Here is a 21,188-nt window from a genome sequence, read left to right on the forward strand (position 1 = left end):
CTGCCCCGGTTTTTTGGGGCTTAGTTGGCCTGTGGGAGCGGGCGTGCCCGCAAATGCGGTATTGAATTTACCATTGCATTCGCGGGCACGCCCGCTCCCACAGGTTAGGTGCAAAGCTGAATCAGGCGATGGAAGCCAACAGCTTCTCCCACTCTTTGTTTTCTTTCTTCGACACACCACCCAGCAGGTCCAGGGCCTGGCGCAGGCGGTAGCGGGTCAGGTCAGGACCGAGGATTTCCATGGCGTCCAGCACCGAAACCGAGCTGGCCTGGCCGGTGATGGCGGCGAACATCAGCGGCATGGCGTCACGCAGCTTCAGCTCCAGCGCCTCGACCACGGCCTGGATGCAACCGGTGATGCGCTCTTTTTCCCACTGGCGCAGGCTTTCAAGCTTCCACAGGATCAGCTGGATCACCTGACGCACCTGGTCGGCCGACAGTTTCTTGCTTTCGAACAGCTTGGCGTCCAGCTTGAGCGCGCCTTCGAAGAAGAACCCGCCCAACGGGGCAACCTGGCTGAAGGTTTCTACCCGGCCCTGCACGTGCGGGGCAATCTTCATCATGTAGTCGCTGTTGAACGCCCATTTCTGCAGGCGTGCGGCGAATTCCTCTACCGGCAGCTCGCGCAGCCACTGGCCGTTGAGCCAGGACAGCTTCTCGATGTCAAAGATCGGGCCGCCCAGCGAGATACGCGACAGGTCGAAGTGCTCGACCATTTCGGCCAGCGAGAACTTCTCGCGCTCGTCAGGCATCGACCAGCCCATGCGGCCAAGATAGTTGAGCATCGCTTCAGGCATGAAGCCCATGCGCTCGTAGAAGGTGACCGAGGTCGGGTTCTTGCGCTTGGACAGTTTGGATTTGTCCGGGTTGCGCAGCAGCGGCATGTAGCACAGCTTGGGCTGCTCCCAGCCGAAGTACTCGTACAGCTTGATCAGCTTGGGCGCCGATGGCAGCCACTCTTCACCACGCAGCACGTGGGTGATGCCCATCAGGTGGTCGTCGACCACGTTGGCCAGGAAGTACGTCGGCAGGCCGTCGTTCTTCATCAGTACCTGCATGTCCATGCGGTCCCACGGGATCTCGACATCGCCGCGCAGCATGTCCGGTACCACGCAGATGCCTTCGCTCGGCACCTTCATGCGGATCACGTGCGGCTCGCCAGCGTCCAGGCGGCGCTGCACTTCTTCGGCGCTCATCAGCAACGCACGGCCATCGTAACGCGGGGTTTCGCCGCGGGCCTGCTGCTCGGCACGCATCTGCTCCAGCTCTTCGGCGGTGCAGAAGCAGTAGAAGGCGTGGCCGGCGTCTACCAGTTCCTTGGCGTACTTGGCGTAGATTTCGCCACGCTCGCTCTGCCGGTAAGGGCCATGCGGGCCGCCGACATCCGGGCCTTCGTTCCATTCGATGCCAAGCCAGCGCAGAGCGTCGAAGATCTGTTGCTCCGACTCGCGCGTGGAGCGCAGCTGATCGGTGTCTTCGATGCGCAGGATGAACTCACCGCCGTGCTGCTTGGCAAAGCAGTAGTTGAACAGGGCGATGTAGGCAGTGCCGACATGGGGGTCGCCGGTAGGCGATGGCGCAATACGCGTGCGTACGGTGGTCATGGAGAGTCTCGAACGAAAGATGAAACAAAGGCGGGATGTTAGCAGGAGGCGGGCACCGGGCTCCAGCAATGGCGCGAACGTCACTTGTCGACAGGCCCGGCGCCGCTGTTAAATTTGTTTACATTTCTGGAACGATAGTCCCCATGCCTGCCCAACTCAAACGCCGCCTGACGATCTTCTTCACCCTGGTGGCCATCATTGCCCTTGCCTTCCTGGCCCACTGGTACTTCAAGGGCCGCTTCTACGAAAGCACCGACAACGCCTACGTGCAGGGCGAGATCACCCGTATCTCCAGCCAGCTCGGCGCACGTATCGAAACAGTGCCGGTCGAGGACAACCAGCACGTCAGCAAGGGTAGCTTGCTGGTGCGCCTGGAAGCCGCCGACTTCGAGCTGGCGGTCGAACGCGCCCGTGCCGCCCTGGCCACCCGCGAAGCCGAGTATGCGCAAGCGCAAAGCCGCCTCACCCAACAAGGCAGCCTGATTGCCGCCGGCCAGGCCCAGTTGGCGGCCACCCAGGCCACGTTCGACCGCTCGCGGCTGGACCTGAGCCGCGCGGAGAAGCTGCGCAAACCGGGTTTTGTCTCCGAAGAGCGGGTCACTACCCTGTCGGCGGACAGCCATGTCGCCGGCTCCCAGGTCGACAAGGCCCGCGCCGACCTGCAAAGCCAGCGCCAGCAGGTCACCGCCCTGAACGCCGAGCTCAAGCGCCTCGATGCGCAAATCGCCAATGCCCGCACCGACCTGGCCCAGGCCGAACTGAACCTGACCCGCTGCGAAATCCATGCGCCGATCAGCGGCACCATCGGCCAGCGTAATGCGCGCAATGGCCAGGTGGTGCAGGCCGGTGCCTACCTGCTGTCGATCGTGCCGGATGAAGACATCTGGGTGCAGGCCAACTTCAAGGAAACCCAGATCGGCCGCATGCACCCCGGCCAGCGCGCAGAGCTGCTGTTCGACAGCTACCCAGACACACCGATCGAAGGCCGGGTGGACAGCCTGTTCGCCGCATCCGGTGCGCAGTTCAGCCTGCTGCCACCGGACAACGCCACCGGTAACTTCACCAAAGTTGTGCAGCGCATCCCGGTAAAACTCACGTTCCGCGCCGACAACCCGTTGCATGGGCGTATTCGCCCCGGCATGTCGGTGACCGCCACTGTCGACCTGCGCAGCGAAGACGAAAGCCACAATGGCCGGTGACCAACTGCTCCGCCCCACGGCGGAGCCAACCCGGCGCGACTGGATCGCAGTGATGAGCGTGATGCTCGGCGCCTTCATGGCAGTGCTGGACATCCAGATCACCAACTCCTCGTTGAAGGACATCCAGGGCGCCCTGTCGGCGACCCTGGAAGAAGGCTCATGGATTTCCACCTCTTACCTGGTAGCGGAAATCATCATGATCCCGCTAACAGCCTGGTTGGTGCAGCTGCTGTCGGCGCGGCGCCTGGCAGTGTGGGTATCCGGCGGCTTCCTGCTGTCGTCGCTGCTATGCTCGATGGCCTGGAACCTGGAGAGCATGATCCTGTTCCGTGCCTTGCAGGGCTTCACCGGCGGCGCACTGATCCCGCTGGCCTTTACCCTGACCCTGATCAAGCTGCCCGAGCATCACCGCGCCAAAGGCATGGCGATGTTCGCCATGACCGCCACTTTTGCCCCCTCCATCGGCCCCACCCTGGGCGGCTGGCTGACCGAGAACTGGGGCTGGGAGTACATCTTCTACATCAATATCCCGCCGGGCCTGCTAATGATCGCCGGCTTGTTATACGGGCTTGAGAAGAAGGAGGCGCACTGGGAGCTGCTGAAAAGTACCGATTACGCCGGGATCGTCACCCTCGGCCTTGGGTTGGGCTGCCTGCAGGTGTTTCTCGAGGAAGGCCATCGCAAGGACTGGCTGGAGTCGCACCTGATCGTCGGCCTGGGCAGCGTTGCCCTGGTCAGCCTGATCACCTTCGTCATCCTGCAGTTTTCCAAGCCACACCCACTGATCAACCTGCGGATCCTCGGCAACCGCAACTTTGGCCTGTCGAGCATCGCCAGCCTGGGCATGGGCGTGGGCCTGTACGGGTCGATCTATCTGCTACCGCTGTACCTGGCGCAGGTACAGGGTTACAACGCCTTGCAGATTGGCGAGGTGATCATGTGGATGGGGATTCCGCAGCTGTTCCTGATCCCGCTGGTGCCGCAACTGATGAAGGTGATATCGCCCAAGGTACTATGCGCGCTGGGGTTTTGCTTGTTCGGCGCTGCCAGTTTCGGTTCGGGGGTGCTCAACCCGGACTTTGCCGGGCCGCAGTTCAACCATATCCAGATCATCCGCGCCCTGGGCCAGCCGATGATCATGGTGACCATCTCGCTGATTGCCACCGCGTATATCCAACAACAGGATGCCGGGTCCGCGTCGAGCCTGTTCAATATTCTGCGTAACCTCGGTGGCGCGATTGGTATTGCCTTGCTGGCCACCCTGCTGGATGCGCGGACCAAGGTGTATTTCGACTACCTGCGCGAATCGGTGGTGCCGAGCAACCCGCAGGTGGCTGAGCGGCTGGCGCAATTGGCGGAACGGTTGGGCAGTGACAATGCAGCGCTGGGCAAACTTAGCGAGATTACCCACCAACAGGCCATGATCATGGCGTACAACGATGCCTTCCACTTTGTCGGAATCGGGTTGGCGGTGAGCATGGTGGCGGTGTTGCTGACCCGCAAGTTGCCGGAGGGGTTGAAGGCTGGGGAAGCCCATTGAGGCTATTACAGATTAGATGCGGTCCCTGTGGGAGCGGGCATGCCCGCGAACACCGGCGCAGCCGGTGCCAGCCACCGCGTTGAATTCTTCGCGGGCACGCCCGCTCCCACAGGGCCCGCGCCCGGCTTCAGCTGCTAATCAACCGCTCCCGCAGCTGCGCAATCTCGTCACGCAACTGCGCCGCAGCTTCGAACTCCAGGTCGCGGGCGAACTGCATCATTTTCTCTTCCAGCTGCTTGATGCGCTTGGTGATCTCGCCCGGCGTACGCAGTTCGGCCTCGTAACGGGCGCTCTCCTCCGCCGCCTTGGCCATGCCCTTGCGCTTCTTGCTGCGCGCACCGGGCACGGTGGCACCCTCCATGATGTCGGCGATGTCCTTGACCACGCCCTTGGGCACGATGCCGTTGGCTTCGTTGAAGGCGATCTGCTTCTCGCGGCGGCGCTCGGTTTCGTCGATGGCTCGCTGCATGGAGCCTGTTACGTTATCGGCGTACAGAATGGCCCGGCCATTGAGGTTACGTGCCGCGCGGCCAATGGTCTGGATCAGGGAGCGCTCGGAACGCAGAAAACCTTCCTTGTCCGCATCGAGGATGGCCACCAGCGACACCTCGGGCATGTCCAGGCCCTCGCGCAGCAGGTTGATGCCCACCAGCACGTCGAAGGTGCCCAGGCGCAGGTCGCGGATAATTTCCACCCGCTCCACCGTATCGATGTCCGAGTGCAGGTAGCGTACCCGCACGTCGTGGTCGGCCAGGTAATCGCTGAGGTCCTCGGCCATGCGTTTGGTCAACGTGGTCGCCAGCACTCGCTCGCCTGCCGCGACACGCTTGCGGATCTCGGACAGCAGGTCGTCGACCTGGGTCAACGCCGGGCGCACCTCTACCTGCGGGTCGACCAGCCCGGTCGGGCGCACCACCTGCTCCACCACGCGCCCGGCATGCTCAGCCTCGTAGGGGCCCGGGGTGGCCGAAACGAAAATGGTCTGCGGGCTGACATCCTCCCACTCGTCGAAACGCATCGGCCGGTTGTCCAGCGCTGAAGGCATGCGGAAGCCGTACTCGACCAGGGTCTCCTTGCGTGAACGGTCGCCCTTGTACATGGCACCGACCTGCGGAACGCTGACGTGGGATTCGTCGATCACCAGCAGCGCATCGGGCGGCAGGTAATCGTAAAGGGTGGGCGGCGGCGCCCCGGCCGGGCGCCCGGACAGGTAACGCGAGTAGTTTTCGATGCCGTTGCAGTAGCCCAGTTCGAGGATCATCTCCAGATCGAAGCGGGTGCGTTGCTCCAGGCGCTGCGCTTCGACCAGCTTGTTGGCCTTGTGCAGGTATTCCAGACGCTCTTTCAGTTCGTCCTTGATGCCCTCCACTGCTTCCAGCAGGGTTTCCCGCGGGGTGACGTAGTGGCTCTTGGGGTAGAAAGTGAAACGTGGCAGCTTGCGGAAAACCTCACCGGTCAACGGATCGAAAGCGGCGATGTTCTCCACTTCATCGTCGAACAGTTCGATACGGATGGCTTCCAGATCCGATTCGGCCGGGAAGATGTCGATCACGTCGCCGCGTACCCGGAAAGTGGCACGGGCAAAGTCCATTTCGTTGCGGGTGTACTGCAGGTCGGCCAGGCGGCGCAGCAGCGCGCGCTGGTCGAGCTTGTCGCCACGGTCCACGTGCAGGACCATTTTCAGGTAGGTCTCGGGGCTGCCCAGGCCGTAGATGCACGACACAGTGGTCACGATGATCGCGTCACGCCGCTCCAGCAGCGCCTTGGTCGCCGACAAGCGCATCTGCTCGATGTGGTCGTTGATCGAGGCGTCCTTCTCGATGAAGGTGTCTGACGACGGCACGTAGGCTTCTGGCTGGTAGTAGTCGTAATAGGAAACGAAGTACTCCACCGCGTTATTGGGGAAGAACGCCTTGAACTCCCCGTACAACTGCGCGGCCAGCGTCTTGTTGGGCGCCAGCACCAGCGTCGGGCGCTGCACCTGCTGGATGACGTTGGCAATACTGAAGGTCTTGCCCGAGCCAGTCACCCCGAGCAGCGTCTGGTGCGACAACCCCGCCTCGATGCCTTCGACCAACCGGCGGATAGCCTCGGGCTGGTCGCCGGCCGGCTGGAAACGTGTGACGAGCTGGAACTCGGACATGAAGGACCTCGCGGTGCAGCAGCTGTAAATTTAGCCAGTAGTCTATACCCAAATGCGCCCGTTCGGGGGCGCTTTCAAGGCACAGGAGTGGGCGTGTGCAACGGTGGACACGGCAATTGGACCAATGGTCGAAAAATATTTGCGCAAATAGCCCTAAAAGCTGCGCCAGAGTGTCGCGGTGACCGGTCGGTATCACTATACTGACTCCCCGTTTGTGCACCGCTTCAGTGCATTCGGCTGGAGCGTGTACGCCCTATCACACTCCAATCAGAGCCAAGGTAACAATGAGCCTGTTTTCCGCTGTCGAGCTGGCACCCCGCGACCCTATTCTGGGCCTCAACGAAGCATTCAACGCCGACCCACGTACCGACAAGGTCAACCTGGGCGTAGGCGTGTATTGCAATGAGGAAGGCCGCATTCCGCTGCTGCGCGCCGTGATCGAAGCCGAAACCCAGCGTGCCGCCCAGCACGCTTCGCGCGGCTACCTGCCGATCGACGGCATCGCCACCTACGACCAGGCTGTGCAGAAGCTGCTGTTCGGCGCCGAGTCGCCACTGCTGGCCGCTGGCCGCGTGGTCACCGTGCAGGCCGTCGGTGGTACTGGCGCGCTGAAGATCGGCGCCGACTTCCTCAAGCGCCTCTCGCCAAACGCCGTGGTTGCCATCAGCGACCCGAGCTGGGAAAACCACCGTGCGCTGTTCGAATCGGCCGGCTTCCCGGTGCAGAACTACCGCTACTACGATGCGCCGACCAACGACGTCAACCGCGCTGGCATGCTCGAAGACCTCAACGCCCTGCCGTCCGGCTCGATCGTGGTGCTGCACGCCTGCTGCCACAACCCGACGGGTGTCGACCTGAACCTGGACGACTGGAAGAACGTCCTGGAAGTGGTCAAGGCCAAGGGCCACGTGCCGTTCCTCGACATGGCCTACCAAGGCTTTGGTGACGGTATCGCCGAAGACGCCTTCGCCGTGCGCCTGTTCGCCGAGTCGGGCCTGGAGTTCTTTGTTTCCAGCTCGTTCTCCAAATCGTTCTCGCTGTACGGCGAGCGCGTCGGCGCACTGTCGATCGTCACCGCCTCCAAGGACGAGAGCACCCGCGTGCTGTCGCAGGTCAAGCGCGTGATCCGCACCACCTACTCCAACCCGCCAACCCACGGCGCAACCATTGTTGCCACCGTGCTGAACAGCGCAGAGCTGCGCCAGATGTGGGAAACCGAACTGGCCGAAATGCGCGAGCGTATCCACGGCATGCGCAAGCAGATGGTATCGCTGCTGGCCGAATACGGTGCCAACCGCGACTTCAGCTTCGTTGGCCGCCAGGTCGGCATGTTCTCCTACTCGGGCCTGACCGTTGAACAGGTCGCCCGCCTGAAGAACGATTTCGGCATCTATGCCCTGGACACCGGCCGTATCGCGGTGGCCGCGCTGAACCAGAGCAACATCCACGTGGTGACCAAAGCTATCGTGGAAGTGCTGTAACTCATTGTTTTGCCTGGGGGTGGGTTGACTTCTCCCAGGCAATCAGTAAGATACGCGCAGATTCCGCGATAGCTCAGTCGGTAGAGCAAATGACTGTTAATCATTGGGTCCCTGGTTCGAGTCCAGGTCGCGGAGCCAGACATTGAAGAAGCCCCCGGATGCGCAAGCAACCGGGGGCTTTTTCGTTGCGCTGAAATTATTGGCCAGCAACGGTGAACGGCGGGCGGAGATTGGCCAGCAGGCCCGGCCCTTTCGCGGGTGAACCCGCTCCTACAACGGCCTGCGCCGAATCACCGATACGTGTGTAGGAGCGGGTTTACCCGCGAATACGGTGGCGGCCGCAACGGTGAAAGGACGCTGGAGATTAGCCCGCAGGCCCGGCCCATTTACGGGTGACCCGGCGCCAACGGCCGGTGCCGAATCACCGATGCGTGTGCAGGACCGGGTTTACCCGCGAAGAAGCCGGCATCGCCAACAGAGGCCTCAATCACTGCGCCCGATCGGGTAAAACACCCCCCGGCTCCACACCCCAAGCCATTCCTCACCATCGATCACACGCGGCACCGCCAGCTCCACCAGTTGGTAAAACACATTGCGATGTATCAGCGCCTCCAGGTTGCTGCGCATCAGCACATACGGTGATGGCTCCTGCGTCACCGGGTCGATCACCACCCGCAGGGGGTTATCCGGCCCGGCCTCGACCTGGTCCTCGACATTGCTGGTAAAGCGCAGCACCTGCTGTTCGCCTTCCCCCTGCACTTCCAGCAGCACGGCCACGAACGGCGCATCATCGACACGAATGCCGACCTTCTCTACCGGGGTGATCAGGAAATAGTCATCGCCATCGCGGCGAATGATGGTCGAGAACAGCCGCACCATCGGCTTGCGCCCGATCGGCGTGCCCAGGTAGTACCAGGTGCCATCACGGGCGATGCGCATGTCGATGTCACCACAGAAATCCGGGTTCCACAGGTGCACCGGCGGCAGCCCCTTGGCCTTGGGGATCTGCGCCAGAAGGTCATTGGCCTTGCCGGAGTCACTCATCACGCTTGCCTCATTCACTCATGCCCAGGAGACTACGAGCGTACTCGCGCATCGGCGCGCCAAGCAAATCCTCCGGGGTGTTGTCGTGGAACGTCAACAAACCGCCACGGCTCTTGATACGCGCAGTGTCGATCAGATAGCGGGTATTGGTTTCGATCAGCATCATCTGCACCACGCCAGAGTCCCAGCCCAAGCGGTCGACGGCCTGCTCGTCATACCACTCGTCACCATTGCCGATTCGATCGTCGGTCCGCGCGAAGCGGGTGTACAGCAGGTAGTCAGCGCCTACCGAGCGCGCCTGGGCAATGGCCTCTTCCAGGCCCAGCGGGCCCTGGGCGCGACGCACCATCGGGAAGTATTCGACAAAGCTCTTGAAGGCCTGCTGGGCCACTGCATTCTGCCGAGGCACCGGCCCCTTGCCCGGCGGCACGAACGCACCTTGGCCAATGAAAATGAATGAATCAGGCTGCAGGCGGATCGACAAGGTGCGACGGGTTTCGCTGTGGTCCAGCAGACCGGCATCGCTCATGTGATAGCGGACACCCTCGCCCATATCACTGACATTCATGCAGCCGCCCAGCGCCATCAGCGCCAGCAGCAAGACCAGGCTACGCATCTTTCCTCCAGTGGCCGGCGACGAAAAACCGGCGAATAGCCGGCGGATGCAGCTTTTGCGCCAGCTTCAGCCACCGATCACTTTCATGACCGTCACGCCGCCGGAAAAGGCCAGGTCCTGTTTGTCTGCCAATGCCTTGACCAACAACCGCTGCAAGGCCGGCAACGCCTGATGACGCGGCTTTTCCAGCAGGTCGCCGACGAAGTGCCGGTTACCAGACGACAGGCAGCCATGCAGCCAGCCCGTGGAAGACAGGCGCAGCCGCGAGCAGGTACGGCAAAACGGCACGCTTTCGTTGGCGATAACGCCAAAGTGGCCCCTGCCGGGGATGTGGTAACGCATGGCAGTGGCGTCCAGCGGCGCATCCACCTGGGCGTAGGTATGCTGGCCGCCGATCAGCGCAAGCAGTTGGTCGAGGCCGACAAACTGTTGGAGGAAGGCGTTGCGATCGTGGGCCAGGTGGCCCATTCGCATCAGTTCGATGAAGCGCAGTTCGAAGCCGCGCGCGAGGCAGTAATCCAGCAGCGGCAGTACCTGATCGAGGTTTTTCCCGCGCATCGGCACCATGTTGACCTTGATTCGCATGCCCAAGGCGCTGGCCTGCTCCATTCCGTCCAGCACAGTGCCCAGGTCGCCGCCGCGGGCAATCTGGCGGAAAGCCAGGGGGTCGAGGGTGTCGAGGGAAACGTTCAGCCGACGAATCCCAGCCGCCTGCAGTTGCGGCAACTTGCGCGCCAGCAACTGGCCATTGGTGGTCAGCGAGATGTCGTCAAGGTCGAGTTTGGCCACGGCAGCCAGAAAGGCATCCAGACGCGGGCTAACCAATGGCTCACCGCCAGTAATGCGCAGGCGCTCGATACCGGCAGCTTCGATCAGGTAGGCCACGCCACGGGCCAAGGCATCCGCTGACAGCTCGTCCTGCGCCGCCACCAACCGCTTGCCGTCAGGTACGCAGTAGGTACAGGCGTAGTTGCAGGCAGCCGTCAGGCTGACGCGCAGGTTACGAAAGCGCCTGCCTTGACGATCGACAATCATGAATGACTCCGGCATGGATGAAGGGGCTGGCAAAACCTGACTCATAAATCAGGTTTTTGCAAGCCCCAATGAACAATGCCGAATGTTCAAGCGATAGCCGAACGCTTCAGACTGCGCTGCCGAGTAGAGAACCCACGACGCAGTACTTGTGGGAGCGGGCGTGCCCGCGAAGAATCAAACGCGGTGGCTGGCACCGGCTGCGCCCGTGTTCGCAGGCGCGCCCGCTGCCACAGGGCCCGCGCAGTTCCGTGCAATGCTCAGTTCGAGGGTTCCGGGTCGCGCTTGCGCTTGTTGCCCATCCGCACGCCAATATCCATCAGGAACTGGAAGAAGCCTTCCTGATCCTCCAGCACATTGCTCCAGAATGGCGAGTGGTACAGCGCTACAGCGCCGTGCACCAGCGCCCAGGCAGCGCAGTAGTGGAAATACGGCGGCACGTCTTCGAGCTTGCCTTCGCTGATTCGGCCCTTGATCAGCAGGGTCAGGCGGTCGAAGTTGGAGGCACGGATGCTGTGCAACTGCTCGACCATTTCCGGCACCTGGTTGCCCTTGACCACCTTTTCTTCAAGGCGGTCGAACAGCCGGTAGCGCTGCGGGTCGCGCATGCGGAACTCGAAGTAGGCGCGCGACAGGGCTTCCTTGTCACGGTCGACGTCGGCCGAGTGCAACAGCTCGTTCAGGTCACGCTCGTAATCGAGCATCAGGCGAAGGTAGATCTCCGCCTTGGACTTGAAGTGCTTGTAGATCGTGCCTTTGCCGATGCCCACGGCGTCGGCGATCATCTCGACAGTGACGCTGTCTTCACCTTGCTCGAGAAACAGCTTGAGCGCGGTATCGAGGATTTCCTGTTCGCGACGGCGAAACTCACGGACCTTACGAGGTTCTTTCTGCATGGGAAGGACTGGATGACAATCGAAGCGGTTTATTATGCCTAACTTGCGGGAAATTGCACGGATCATCCACACATGTCTGTGTTTCACGATGCATACGGCCATGCGCTGCGGGAGGAATGAAACGTTGACGTATTCCAAATCTGTTTAAAAAACGTCCACTATGCACTGGCACTGCGCCAAACCTGACCAATACTTGAAGTGTTGGCGCGGCGCATCCCCCCCAGTGGCGCGCCGATAAAGGTGCTCAGGGACCGCGTACCTTTGTTTTACTCCTAATGGTCTTAACCCGGATTCCTCCCCCAGAACCCGGGTTTTTTTTGTGTTTTTGTGGGGAGGATGGTGTGACGGCTGTCAGGTGCGTGCCGCAAGAGTTTCAGCGCCTGTGAGATCGAGCGCCGCGCGGGCGGCGCTCGATCTCATAGGCGCTGCAAGGGCTGTGGCAGGCACCTTGTGACCCTCACGCAATCTCTAACCCCGGTGAATCAATCCACCCGCGCCAACGGGAACAGCCGCTTGAAGTTGGCGGTAGTCTGCTCCGCCAACTGCTCATAACTGGCCCCACGCAGGGAAGCAACATACTCCGCCACCTCCCGTACATACTGCGGCAGGTTCGGCTTGCCGCGATGGGGAATCGGCGCCAGATAGGGTGAATCGGTCTCCACCAGCAAGCGATCGACAGGCACCTGCCGCGCCACTTCACGCAACGCATCGGCATTGCGGAAGGTCACGATTCCAGACAGCGAGATGTAATAGCCCAGGTCCAGCGCGGCCTTGGCCATGTCCCAGTCCTCGGTAAAGCAGTGCAGCACGCCAGCCTGCGGCAGGTTGGCCTCACGCAGCAGCGCCAGGGTATCGGCGCGCGCCGCCCGGGTATGCACGATCACCGGCTTGCCAGTCTGCCTGGAGGCCTCCAGGTGCAGGCGGAACGAGGCCTGCTGGAGCTCCGCAGCCTCCGGCTCGTAGTGGTAATCCAGCCCGGTTTCACCAATCGCCACCACATGCGGGTGGGCCAATTCGCGCAACAGCCATTCCAACGCCGGGGTTTCGCCAGGGACCAGGTCCAGCGGGTGCACGCCCACCGAGCAGTCGACGTCAGCGTACTGCTCGCTCAGCGCCTTCACTGCACCCGCATTCTCGGCACTGACGCCAATGCACAAGAAATGCCCAACCCCACGCTCACGCGCCGCCTGCAGGGCAGCATCGAGGGAGCCCTGGTGGGCACTGAGGTCAAGACGGTCGAGGTGGCAATGGGAATCTACGAGCATGGGATAACGGCACACATGAAAAATGGAAAATCAGCGGGCACCCGGCAGTTGCAGCCAGTGAGCCAGCAGCGATTCAAGCAACAAGGCACGGTTGAGGTTGGCCTTGCCCAGCACCTTCTGGCGCTGCTCGAGGATCCATGCCTGCACCTCCAGCACCTTGGTCTGGCGGCTCTTCTGCGCCAGGTACTGCACGACCTTGCGCATATCGGCCAAGCCTAACCCTTCCTCGTCCTGGGTCAACTGGTAGCGCAGGATCAGGTGCGACCAATCGCAAAACCAGTCGAACAGCAGTAACAACGGCACACCGCTCCAGGCATCGGCCAGCTGGCTGGGCGATTGCTGCTGCTTGAGCAGCTTCTTCACCCCGTCAGTAACCAGCGCACGTTGCTCGCGCACACCCTGCGCCTGCAAGCTGACCGCCATCAATGGCGAACCCGCGGCCAGCGTCAGCAACTCATCGCGCTCGACCTCGTCGCAGTCGGGTAACGCGCCAGCCAGCCATGCCTGGCTCTGGGCCAGGCTGGGCTGCGGACAGACGACCTGCTGGCAGCGGCTCTTGATCGTCGGCAACAGGCGGCTGGGCTGGTGCGTAACCAGCAACAACACGGTATCGCCGGAAGGTTCTTCAAGGCTTTTGAGCAGGGCGTTGGAGGCGTTGACATTCATCGCCTCCACCGGCTCGATCAACACCACCTTGCGCCCGCCCAGCTGCGCGGTTTGTACCACAAAGGCCACCAGTTCACGGACCTGGTCGACCTTGATCGGCTTGTCAGCCTCCTCAGGCTCAAGGACGAAGTTGTCCGGGTGGCTGCCGGCCTTGAGCAACAGGCACGACTTACACGCCCCACAAGCGTCCAGGCCCTGCGGCTGTTGGCACAACAGGCGCGCCATCAGACGCTCGGCCAGGGCCCGCTTACCAATACCCTGCGGCCCATGCAGCAGATAAGCGTGGGCGTGCCGGCCGCGACCGGCCAGTTGCTGCCACAGCGCCTGCTGCCAAGGGTAGGCCTCAGCCACGGCAACGCTCCAGAATGCCTGGCAGCAGTGCATCAATGTCACGCTGCACAGCCTCCAGGGATTGTGCTGCATCGAGCAAGCTGTAGCGCTGTGGCGCACCTTGGGCGCGCTGCAGGTACGCCTGGCGCACCGCTTCGAAGAAGGCCTGCCCTTCCTGTTCGAATCGGTCCAGGCGGCCACGGGCGGCGGCTCGGGCAAGGCCGACTTCTACCGGCAGGTCGAAGACCAGGGTCAGGTCCGGGCGCAGGTCGCCCTGGACGAACTGCTCCAGGGCAGCGATACGCTCGACCGACAAGCCACGACCGCCGCCCTGATAGGCATAGGTAGCGTCCGTGAAACGGTCACACAGCACCACAGACCCGCGGGCCAGCGCCGGACGGATCACCTGCGCCAGGTGTTGGGCGCGAGCGGCGAACACCAGCAGCAGCTCGGTGTCGGCCGCCATGCCTTCGTCGCTCGGGGCCAGCAACAGTTCACGCACCTTTTCCGCCAGCGGCGTGCCGCCTGGCTCACGGGTCAGCACCACGTCCAGGCCGTGCTCGCGCAGGCGCGCGGCCAGGTAGTCGCGGTTGGTGCTCTTGCCCGCACCTTCGGGGCCTTCCAAAGTAATAAACAAGCCGCTCACAGGCAGTCCTTAATGTTGTTCGTCAGGCATCGGCCGCTCGGCCGCTTGCGCACCGCCGACAGGGGCATCCTGCGCAGGCGCTTCCTCGGGAGCGGGCTCAGGGCGCTGCGCGTCATCGGCGCCCGACGCCTGCTCGGCATCATCGGCACTTGGCTTTGCCTCTTGCTGCGGCGCGGGGCTGGAGCGGTAGTCCGACCGGCGCTTGAGCTGGAATTCGCGCACCGCCGAGTTGTGGCCGTCGAGGTCGTCGGAGAACACATGGCTGCCGTCGCCGCGGGCGACGAAGTAAAGACTGGTGCCATTGGACGGGTTCAGCGCCGCATGAATCGCCTCGCGGCCAACCATGGCGATCGGGGTCGGCGGCAGGCCGGTCATGGTGTAGGTGTTGTAGGGCGTAGGCTCGCGCAGGTCGGCGCGGGTGATCTTGCCGTTGTAGCGTTCGCCCATGCCATAGATAACCGTCGGGTCGGTCTGCAGCATCATACCCAGGCGCATGCGCCGCACGAAGACGCCGGCGATCTGCCCGCGTTCCTGCGGAATGCCGGTTTCCTTTTCGACCAGAGAGGCCATGATCAGCGCCTGGTAAGGGTCACGATACGGCAGGTCTGTGGAACGCTCGGCCCACTCCTTGGCCAGCACTTCGTCCAGGCGCATGTAGGCCTGCTGCAGCAACTCGACATCGCTCATACCCCGCACGAAGCGGTACGTGTCGGGGAAGAAGCGGCCTTCGGGGAATACGCCGGTATGGCCGAGCTTGTCCATGACCTCGGCATCCGACAAGCCATCAAGGGTATGCTTGATCTTTTCATGCTTGGCCACGGCCGCGCGCACCTGGCGGAAGGTCCAGCCTTCGACCAGAGTGAGGTTGTACTGCACCACGTCGGCACGGCGCCAGGCGTCGAACAACTGCTCGACGGTCATGCCTGGGGTAAGACGGTACTCGCCGGTGTGCAGGGGGGTGCCGGCCATGTTGAAGCGCCAGTACAAACGCAACCAGACGGCATCGTCGAGCAACCCTTCTCGTTGCATGCTGTAGAACATGCGGTTGGGGTTGGTGCCATTGGGCACATCGAGCAGGCGTTCCTGCGTGACGTGCAAGGGCTGCTCCAGGACCGAGTTGACCTTCCAGGCCGACCAGCCAAACGCCAGGCCGGCGAGGATCAAGCCCATTTCCAGCAACAGCAGGAATTTACGTCTCACGAATTCAGGTTTCCAGTAACGTACGGGCAACGGCCTGCAGTTTACGAGTGAGCGGGCCTGGCGACCAGTTTAACGCGGCTACGCCACACACAGGCCAAATGCCGTAAACGCTATTGCAAACAAATACTTCATCTGCTTGCTCCAGCGCGTCGAATGACAGGTCGCAGACTTGTACCGCAATACCCAGCAGCGGGGCCTGTTCCAGCAGTGCGGCACGCATCACTCCCGCCACACCGCAACGGCTAAGGTCGGCAGTAAGCAGCACGCCATCACGCACCAGAAACAGATTGCTGTATACCCCTTCGATCACCCTGCCCTGCGCGTCACGCATCAGGCCTTCGGCATGGCCGCTGTCCTGCCATTCGGCACGGGCCAGCACCTGCTCCAGGCGGTTGAGGTGTTTGAGGCCGGCCAGCAGTGGTTGTTCCCCAAGCCGGGTCTGGCAAGGGAACAAGCGCACGCCATGCTCGGCATGCTCGGCAGGATAGCGGGGTAATGGGCTGCCTTGCAGGATCCGCCGCGGAGCGGCATCGACAGCGGGCGCATAGCCACGCTGGCTATCGCCACGGGTCAGAATGAGTTTGACGACACCCTCGCCCAACTGGCTGGCATAGCGCAGCAACTCGTCGCGTACCAGCGCCAGGTCGGCGTTGATTGCCAGGCGCTGGCAGCCCAGTGCCAAGCGTGCGAGGTGGCCGTCCAGCAAGCTGGGCCGGGCGCCTCGCACAGCGATGGTTTCGAACAGGCCATCGCCGTAGGCCAGGCCGCGGTTCTGCAGGTTGAGTGCAGTCGCCGGCTGGCCGTCGATCCAGCTGTGCATCAGCCGGCAAACCGGCGGAATACCAGCGAGCCGTTGGTGCCGCCAAAGCCGAACGAGTTGGACAGCACCACGTCGATCGGCATGCTGCGCGCCTGGTGGGGAACGAAGTCGAGGTCACACCCCTCGTCCGGCTCGTCCAGGTTGATGGTCGGCGGGGCCATCTGGCTATTGATGGCCAGTACGCTGAAGATCGCCTCCACCGCGCCCGCGGCGCCCAGCAAGTGACCGGTCATCGACTTGGTCGAGCTGACCGCCAGCTTGTAGGCATGCTCGCCGAACACGCGCTTGATCGCCGCCACTTCGGCCACATCGCCCGCCGGGGTAGAAGTGCCGTGGGCGTTGATGTAGCTGACTTCTTCCGGCTGGATACCGGCATCGCGCAAAGCGTTGGCCATGCAGCGGGCAGCGCCCTCGCCAGAGTCGGGTGGCGAGGTCATGTGGTAGGCGTCGCCGCTCATGCCAAAGCCAACCAGCTCTGCATAGATAGTCGCACCGCGGGCCTTGGCGTGCTCCAGCTCCTCAAGCACCAGGGCTCCGGCACCGTCGGACAACACAAAGCCGTCACGACCCTTGTCCCACGGCCGGCTGGCCCGGCTGGGTTCGTCGTTGCGGGTGGACAACGCGCGCGAAGCGCCAAAACCGCCCATGCCCAGACCACAAGCGGCCATTTCGGCGCCACCAGCGATCATCACGTCAGCTTCACCGTAGGCGATATTGCGCGCGGCCATGCCGATGCAATGGGTGCCGGTGGTGCAAGCGGTGGCGATGGCGTAGTTCGGCCCTTGCAGGCCCAGGTGGATCGACAGGAAACCGGAGATCATGTTGATGATCGAACCCGGCACGAAGAACGGCGAAATGCGGCGCGGCCCCGAATCGTGCAGGGTGCGGCTGGTTTCTTCGATGTTGGTCAGGCCACCGATGCCCGAGCCCATGGCCACGCCAATACGCTCACGGTTGGCGTCGGTGACCTCCAGGCCGGCGTTACGCACCGCCTGGAAACCGGCCGCCAGGCCGTACTGGATGAACAGATCGAGTTTGCGGGCCTCTTTGGCCGACAGGTACTGCTCAACCTCGAAGCCTTTCACCGAGCCGCCAAAACGGGTGGAGTAGGCAGACAGGTCCGTGTGTTCGATCGGACCAATGCCACTGCGGCCAGCCAGAATGCCCTGCCAGGTGCTCGGTACATCGGTACCCAGTGGCGACAGCATACCCATACCGGTGACCACGACGCGTCTACGCGACACAGTACTCTCCTTTTCTAATAACAGAGTCTCTTGCCATTGCATTCAAGCGCAGGAATGCAATGGCAACAGACTCTTGGTGCGCGGTGAACGAAGCGGCCTGAAGAATGCGAGGCGCTCGCAAAGAAAAAACCGCACGCCAGCGAAGGCAGTGCGGTTTTCCCCGACAAGTAGCGTCGACTGTAGCGTCTTAGGCCTGGTGGGCCAGGACGTAGTCGATAGCAGCTTGAACGGTAGTGATCTTCTCGGCTTCTTCGTCAGGGATTTCGGTCTCGAATTCCTCTTCCAGAGCCATCACCAGTTCAACGGTGTCAAGCGAATCGGCACCCAGGTCATCGACGAAGGACTTGGAGTTAGTCACTTCTTCTTCCTTGACGCCCAGTTGCTCGGCGACGATTTTCTTGACGCGTTCTTCGATGGTGCTCATACCTAGTTTTCACTCCTAATGGATATATGTCAGGCAGCTGGCCGGTGGCTAATTTTATAGAAAGACGTTCGCTTTTCAAGCGAAACGCACCTTCAGGCTAGTCACCACACCCGCTGCCTGGAATCTGGTTGCAGCTTTATAACGGATTTTAGGCTCGCAGTATGACTCTTTTTTTACGAAACCCGTCACATTGAGTTGCAGTATTACATGTACATCCCGCCGTTTACCGGCACGGTGGCGCCGGTCACGTAGGCTGCGCCGTCGGAAGCCAGGAACGAAACCACCTTGGCAATTTCGTCAGCCTGGCCAAGGCGGCCCAGCGGAATCTGGGTCTGCAGGGCTTCGCGCTGAGCTTCCGGCAGCTCGCGGGTCATGTCGGTATCGATGAAGCCCGGGGTCACCGAGTTGACGGTGATGCCACGCGAACCCACTTCACGCGCCAAGGCGCGACTGAAACCTTCCAGGCCGGCCTTGGCAGCCGCGTAGTTGGCCTGACCAGCGTTACCCATGGCACCGACGACCGAGCCGATGCTGATGATACGACCCCAACGTGCCTTGGTCATGCCACGCAGCACACCCTTGGACAGACGGTAGAGGCTGTTCAGGTTGGTGTCGATGACATCGAACCACTCGTCGTCTTTCATGCGCAGCATGAGGTTGTCGCGGGTGATACCGGCGTTGTTGACCAGGATGGCCGGCGCACCGAACTGCTCGCCAATGGCGGCCAGTACTGCTTCAACGGATTCGGCGCTGGTCACGTTCAGCTCCATGCCGGTGCCGGTGATGCCGTGCTCTTTCAGGGTGGCAGCGATGCGCTCGGCGCCGGACGCCGAAGTGGCGGTGCCGATCACGGTCGCGCCCTGGCGGCCCAGTTCGAGGGCGATGGCCTGGCCAATGCCACGGCTGGCGCCGGTGACCAGTGCAACTTTACCTTGCAGGCTCATGCAAGCTTCTCCAAATCAGGCCAGTGCCGCGCGGGTGGCAGCAACGGCGTCAGGGGTGTTGAGGTTGTAGGTGGTCACGCCGTCGGCGCAACGCTTGTTAAGGCCAGCCAGGACCTTGCCCGGGCCACACTCGACCAGGTTGACCGCACCGTTGGCGGCCAGGGTCTGCACGCACTCGACCCAGCGTACCGGCTGGTACAGCTGTGCCAGCAGGTCGTGCTTGAGGGCATCGAGGTCGGCGGCGACGGCGGCAGTGACGTTCTGCACCACCGGAATCTGCGGGGCCTTCCATTCGATGGCATTGACCGAATCGGCAAAGCGATCGGCGGCCGGCTTCATCAGGGCACAGTGCGACGGAACGCTGACCGCCAGCGGCAGGGCGCGCTTGGCGCCTTTGGCCTTGCACAGCTCCATGGCGCGATCTACCGCTGCCTTGTTACCGGCGATGACCACCTGACCAGGCGAGTTGAAGTTCACGGCACTGACCACTTCGTCCTCAGCGGCTTCGGCGCAGAGCTCCACGACCACAGCATCGTCCAGACCGAGAATGGCAGCCATGGCGCCATGACCGGCCGGTACGGCTTCCTGCATCAGCTGACCGCGGCGCTCGACCAGGCGAACGGCATCTTTCAGGCTGATGCTGCCTGCGGCGACCAGGGCGCTGTATTCGCCCAGGCTGTGACCGGACACGAAGGCAGGCTTGGCACCGCCCTCTTCCAGCCACAGACGCCACAACGCGATGGACGCGGTGAGGATCGCCGGCTGGGTCTTGTCGGTCTGGTTAAGTTGCTCTTCCGGGCCGTCCTGGACCAGCTTCCACAGGTCGTAGCCGAGCGCTTCGGACGCTTCCTTGAAGGTTTCGATGATCACTGGCTTCTCGGCGCCGAGCTCGGCGAGCATGCCCAGCGACTGGGAACCTTGACCGGGAAAGACGAATGCGAGGGATGCAGACATTGAACAAGCCCTTATGATCTTGTCGTCGGATAGTGTGCGCCAGGCCCGAGGCCAAGCGCGGAATCTGAAAACTTGGATGAAAACACAGACCAAGCGGTCACATTTAAGCACTTCATCGGCGAAATGCCTAAGGCAACAAGTCTTCAAGGCGGCCGTGCAGCCGCTGCGGCAGGTTTTCCTGAATTTCGATCAGCGCCCGCTGGATGGCACTCTGAAACCCCTGCACGCCCGCAGAGCCATGACTCTTGATGACGATACCCTGCAGCCCCAGGAAGCTCGCCCCATTGTGCCGCGCCGGCGCCAGGTCGGCCTGCAGACGCCTGAGCAGCGGCATGGCCACGGCCCCGGCAATGCGGGAAAAAGCACCGCCCTTGAACAGTTTTTCGATGCGCGCACCGATCATCGTCGCCAGACCCTCGCTGGATTTGAGCAGTATGTTGCCAACAAAACCATCGCACACCACCACGTCCGCCTCACCCCGGTACAGGCCATCCCCTTCGACGAAACCGACATAGTTGAGGCCGCGGGCGTTCTGCAACAGCGTGGCAGCCAGCTTGACCTGCTGATTGCCTTTGATGTCCTCGGTACCGATATTCAACAGTGCCACGCGTGGCCGGTGCACACCCAGGGCCTGAGCGGCCACCGAGCCCATCACGGCGAACTGGTAGAGGTTTTCGGCACTGCAGTCGACATTGGCGCCCAGATCGAGCAGTTGGCAGTAACCCGTTTGGGTCGGGATCGCCGCCACCATGGCCGGCCGGTCGATACCCGGCAGAGTCTTGAGCACAAAGCGCGACAACGCCATCAGCGCCCCGGTATTGCCGGCGCTGACGCAGGCCTGGGCTTTTCCGTCGCGCACCAGTTCGAGGGCGATGCGCATCGACGAATCCGGCTTGCCACGTAACGCCTGGGATGGCCGCTCGTCCATACCGATTACCTCACTGGCGGCAACAATCTGCAGACGCGCGCGATCCGCAGCTGGCAGGCCACTGACGAAATCTTCAAGGAGGGAGGGTTGACCGACGAGGGTCAGGTGGAGCGAGGGGGTAGCCGAAAGGCAGGCAATGCTAGCCTGGACAATGCTGCGGGGACCGAAGTCCCCGCCCATTGCGTCGATCGCGATGACCTGAGCGGACAAGGA

The 21,188-nt window shown here is 62.4% G+C and carries 19 protein-coding genes and 1 tRNA gene; 4 read left to right on the plus strand and 16 right to left on the minus strand.

Annotated elements, in window-relative coordinates; genetic code table 11:
- Nucleotides 1-121: 121 nt before the first annotated feature.
- Complete coding sequence (gene gltX, locus ACYCCG_RS22175) at nucleotides 122-1,603, minus strand: glutamate--tRNA ligase (protein WP_010952995.1); 1,482 nt, start codon at nucleotides 1,601-1,603, stop codon at nucleotides 122-124.
- 143 nt (nucleotides 1,604-1,746) lie between these two features.
- On the opposite strand from gltX, the gene ACYCCG_RS22180 reads away from it, so the two are divergent.
- Together ACYCCG_RS22180 and ACYCCG_RS22185 are read left to right on the plus strand one after the other, a co-directional pair.
- Nucleotides 1,747-2,802, plus strand: coding sequence for an HlyD family secretion protein (locus ACYCCG_RS22180; RefSeq protein ID WP_209964444.1), 1,056 nt, complete (start codon nucleotides 1,747-1,749; stop codon nucleotides 2,800-2,802).
- On the plus strand, nucleotides 2,792-4,342 hold the full coding sequence (locus ACYCCG_RS22185; RefSeq protein ID WP_218115715.1) for an MDR family MFS transporter: 1,551 nt from the start codon (nucleotides 2,792-2,794) through the stop codon (nucleotides 4,340-4,342). Before ACYCCG_RS22180 ends, ACYCCG_RS22185 begins: the two co-directional genes overlap by 11 nt.
- 127 nt (nucleotides 4,343-4,469) lie before the next feature.
- Here the strand turns inward: ACYCCG_RS22185 and uvrB are convergent, their stop codons facing one another.
- Nucleotides 4,470-6,485, minus strand: coding sequence for an excinuclease ABC subunit UvrB (gene uvrB, locus ACYCCG_RS22190; protein ID WP_459671779.1), 2,016 nt, complete (start codon nucleotides 6,483-6,485; stop codon nucleotides 4,470-4,472).
- Between the two features lie 284 nt (nucleotides 6,486-6,769).
- Between uvrB and ACYCCG_RS22195 the strand changes: the two genes are divergently transcribed.
- Both ACYCCG_RS22195 and ACYCCG_RS22200 read left to right on the plus strand, forming a co-directional pair.
- Nucleotides 6,770-7,966 (plus strand): amino acid aminotransferase, encoded by a 1,197-nt coding sequence (locus ACYCCG_RS22195; protein ID WP_176685752.1) that lies wholly within the window; start codon nucleotides 6,770-6,772, stop codon nucleotides 7,964-7,966.
- Nucleotides 7,967-8,028: 62 nt separating this feature from the next.
- Nucleotides 8,029-8,104 (plus strand) — tRNA-Asn (locus ACYCCG_RS22200).
- Between the two features lie 345 nt (nucleotides 8,105-8,449).
- On the opposite strand, the gene ACYCCG_RS22205 is transcribed toward ACYCCG_RS22200, so the two are convergent.
- The 14 genes from ACYCCG_RS22205 to plsX all read right to left on the minus strand — a co-directional run bounded on the left by ACYCCG_RS22205 (nucleotide 8,450) and on the right by plsX (nucleotide 21,185).
- Complete coding sequence (locus ACYCCG_RS22205; protein ID WP_209964442.1) at nucleotides 8,450-9,010, minus strand: DUF1285 domain-containing protein; 561 nt, start codon at nucleotides 9,008-9,010, stop codon at nucleotides 8,450-8,452.
- Nucleotides 9,011-9,020: 10 nt separating this feature from the next.
- Entirely contained in the window at nucleotides 9,021-9,626 is a 606-nt protein-coding gene (locus ACYCCG_RS22210) for a DUF4823 domain-containing protein (protein ID WP_209964440.1), read from the minus strand.
- A gap of 66 nt (nucleotides 9,627-9,692) precedes the next feature.
- Nucleotides 9,693-10,661: a GTP 3',8-cyclase MoaA gene (locus ACYCCG_RS22215; protein WP_339444541.1), complete on the minus strand. Its 969-nt coding sequence runs from the start codon at nucleotides 10,659-10,661 to the stop codon at nucleotides 9,693-9,695.
- 257 nt (nucleotides 10,662-10,918) lie between these two features.
- Nucleotides 10,919-11,554, minus strand: a complete 636-nt coding sequence (locus ACYCCG_RS22220) for a TetR/AcrR family transcriptional regulator (protein WP_021784990.1) — start codon at nucleotides 11,552-11,554, stop codon at nucleotides 10,919-10,921.
- Nucleotides 11,555-12,036: 482 nt separating this feature from the next.
- Nucleotides 12,037-12,819: a TatD family hydrolase gene (locus ACYCCG_RS22225; protein ID WP_459671783.1), complete on the minus strand. Its 783-nt coding sequence runs from the start codon at nucleotides 12,817-12,819 to the stop codon at nucleotides 12,037-12,039.
- A gap of 30 nt (nucleotides 12,820-12,849) precedes the next feature.
- Nucleotides 12,850-13,836 carry a DNA polymerase III subunit delta' gene (locus ACYCCG_RS22230; protein ID WP_209964436.1) on the minus strand — a complete coding sequence of 329 codons (987 nt, stop codon included), beginning with the start codon at nucleotides 13,834-13,836 and terminating at the stop codon, nucleotides 12,850-12,852.
- Nucleotides 13,829-14,461 carry a dTMP kinase gene (gene tmk / locus ACYCCG_RS22235; protein WP_209964433.1) on the minus strand — a complete coding sequence of 211 codons (633 nt, stop codon included), beginning with the start codon at nucleotides 14,459-14,461 and terminating at the stop codon, nucleotides 13,829-13,831. The genes ACYCCG_RS22230 and tmk overlap by 8 nt, the downstream gene beginning before the upstream one ends.
- A 9-nt stretch (nucleotides 14,462-14,470) precedes the next feature.
- Complete coding sequence (mltG, locus tag ACYCCG_RS22240) at nucleotides 14,471-15,661, minus strand: endolytic transglycosylase MltG (RefSeq protein WP_176685462.1); 1,191 nt, start codon at nucleotides 15,659-15,661, stop codon at nucleotides 14,471-14,473.
- A gap of 4 nt (nucleotides 15,662-15,665) precedes the next feature.
- Nucleotides 15,666-16,481: an aminodeoxychorismate lyase gene (gene pabC / locus ACYCCG_RS22245; protein WP_209964427.1), complete on the minus strand. Its 816-nt coding sequence runs from the start codon at nucleotides 16,479-16,481 to the stop codon at nucleotides 15,666-15,668.
- A complete protein-coding gene (fabF, locus tag ACYCCG_RS22250; protein ID WP_010952938.1) occupies nucleotides 16,481-17,725 on the minus strand; it encodes a beta-ketoacyl-ACP synthase II in 1,245 nt (414 codons plus the stop codon). The genes pabC and fabF overlap by 1 nt, the downstream gene beginning before the upstream one ends.
- A 187-nt stretch (nucleotides 17,726-17,912) precedes the next feature.
- A complete protein-coding gene (gene acpP, locus ACYCCG_RS22255) occupies nucleotides 17,913-18,149 on the minus strand; it encodes an acyl carrier protein (RefSeq protein ID WP_021784983.1) in 237 nt (78 codons plus the stop codon).
- 203 nt (nucleotides 18,150-18,352) lie between these two features.
- Nucleotides 18,353-19,093 (minus strand): 3-oxoacyl-ACP reductase FabG, encoded by a 741-nt coding sequence (gene fabG / locus ACYCCG_RS22260; protein WP_003247160.1) that lies wholly within the window; start codon nucleotides 19,091-19,093, stop codon nucleotides 18,353-18,355.
- A 15-nt stretch (nucleotides 19,094-19,108) separates the two neighbouring features.
- A complete protein-coding gene (gene fabD / locus ACYCCG_RS22265) occupies nucleotides 19,109-20,047 on the minus strand; it encodes an ACP S-malonyltransferase (protein ID WP_459671786.1) in 939 nt (312 codons plus the stop codon).
- A gap of 127 nt (nucleotides 20,048-20,174) precedes the next feature.
- Nucleotides 20,175-21,185: a phosphate acyltransferase PlsX gene (gene plsX, locus ACYCCG_RS22270; RefSeq protein ID WP_339535561.1), complete on the minus strand. Its 1,011-nt coding sequence runs from the start codon at nucleotides 21,183-21,185 to the stop codon at nucleotides 20,175-20,177.
- Nucleotides 21,186-21,188 lie beyond the last annotated feature (3 nt).

The organism is Pseudomonas sp. VEM90 (assembly GCF_054611535.1).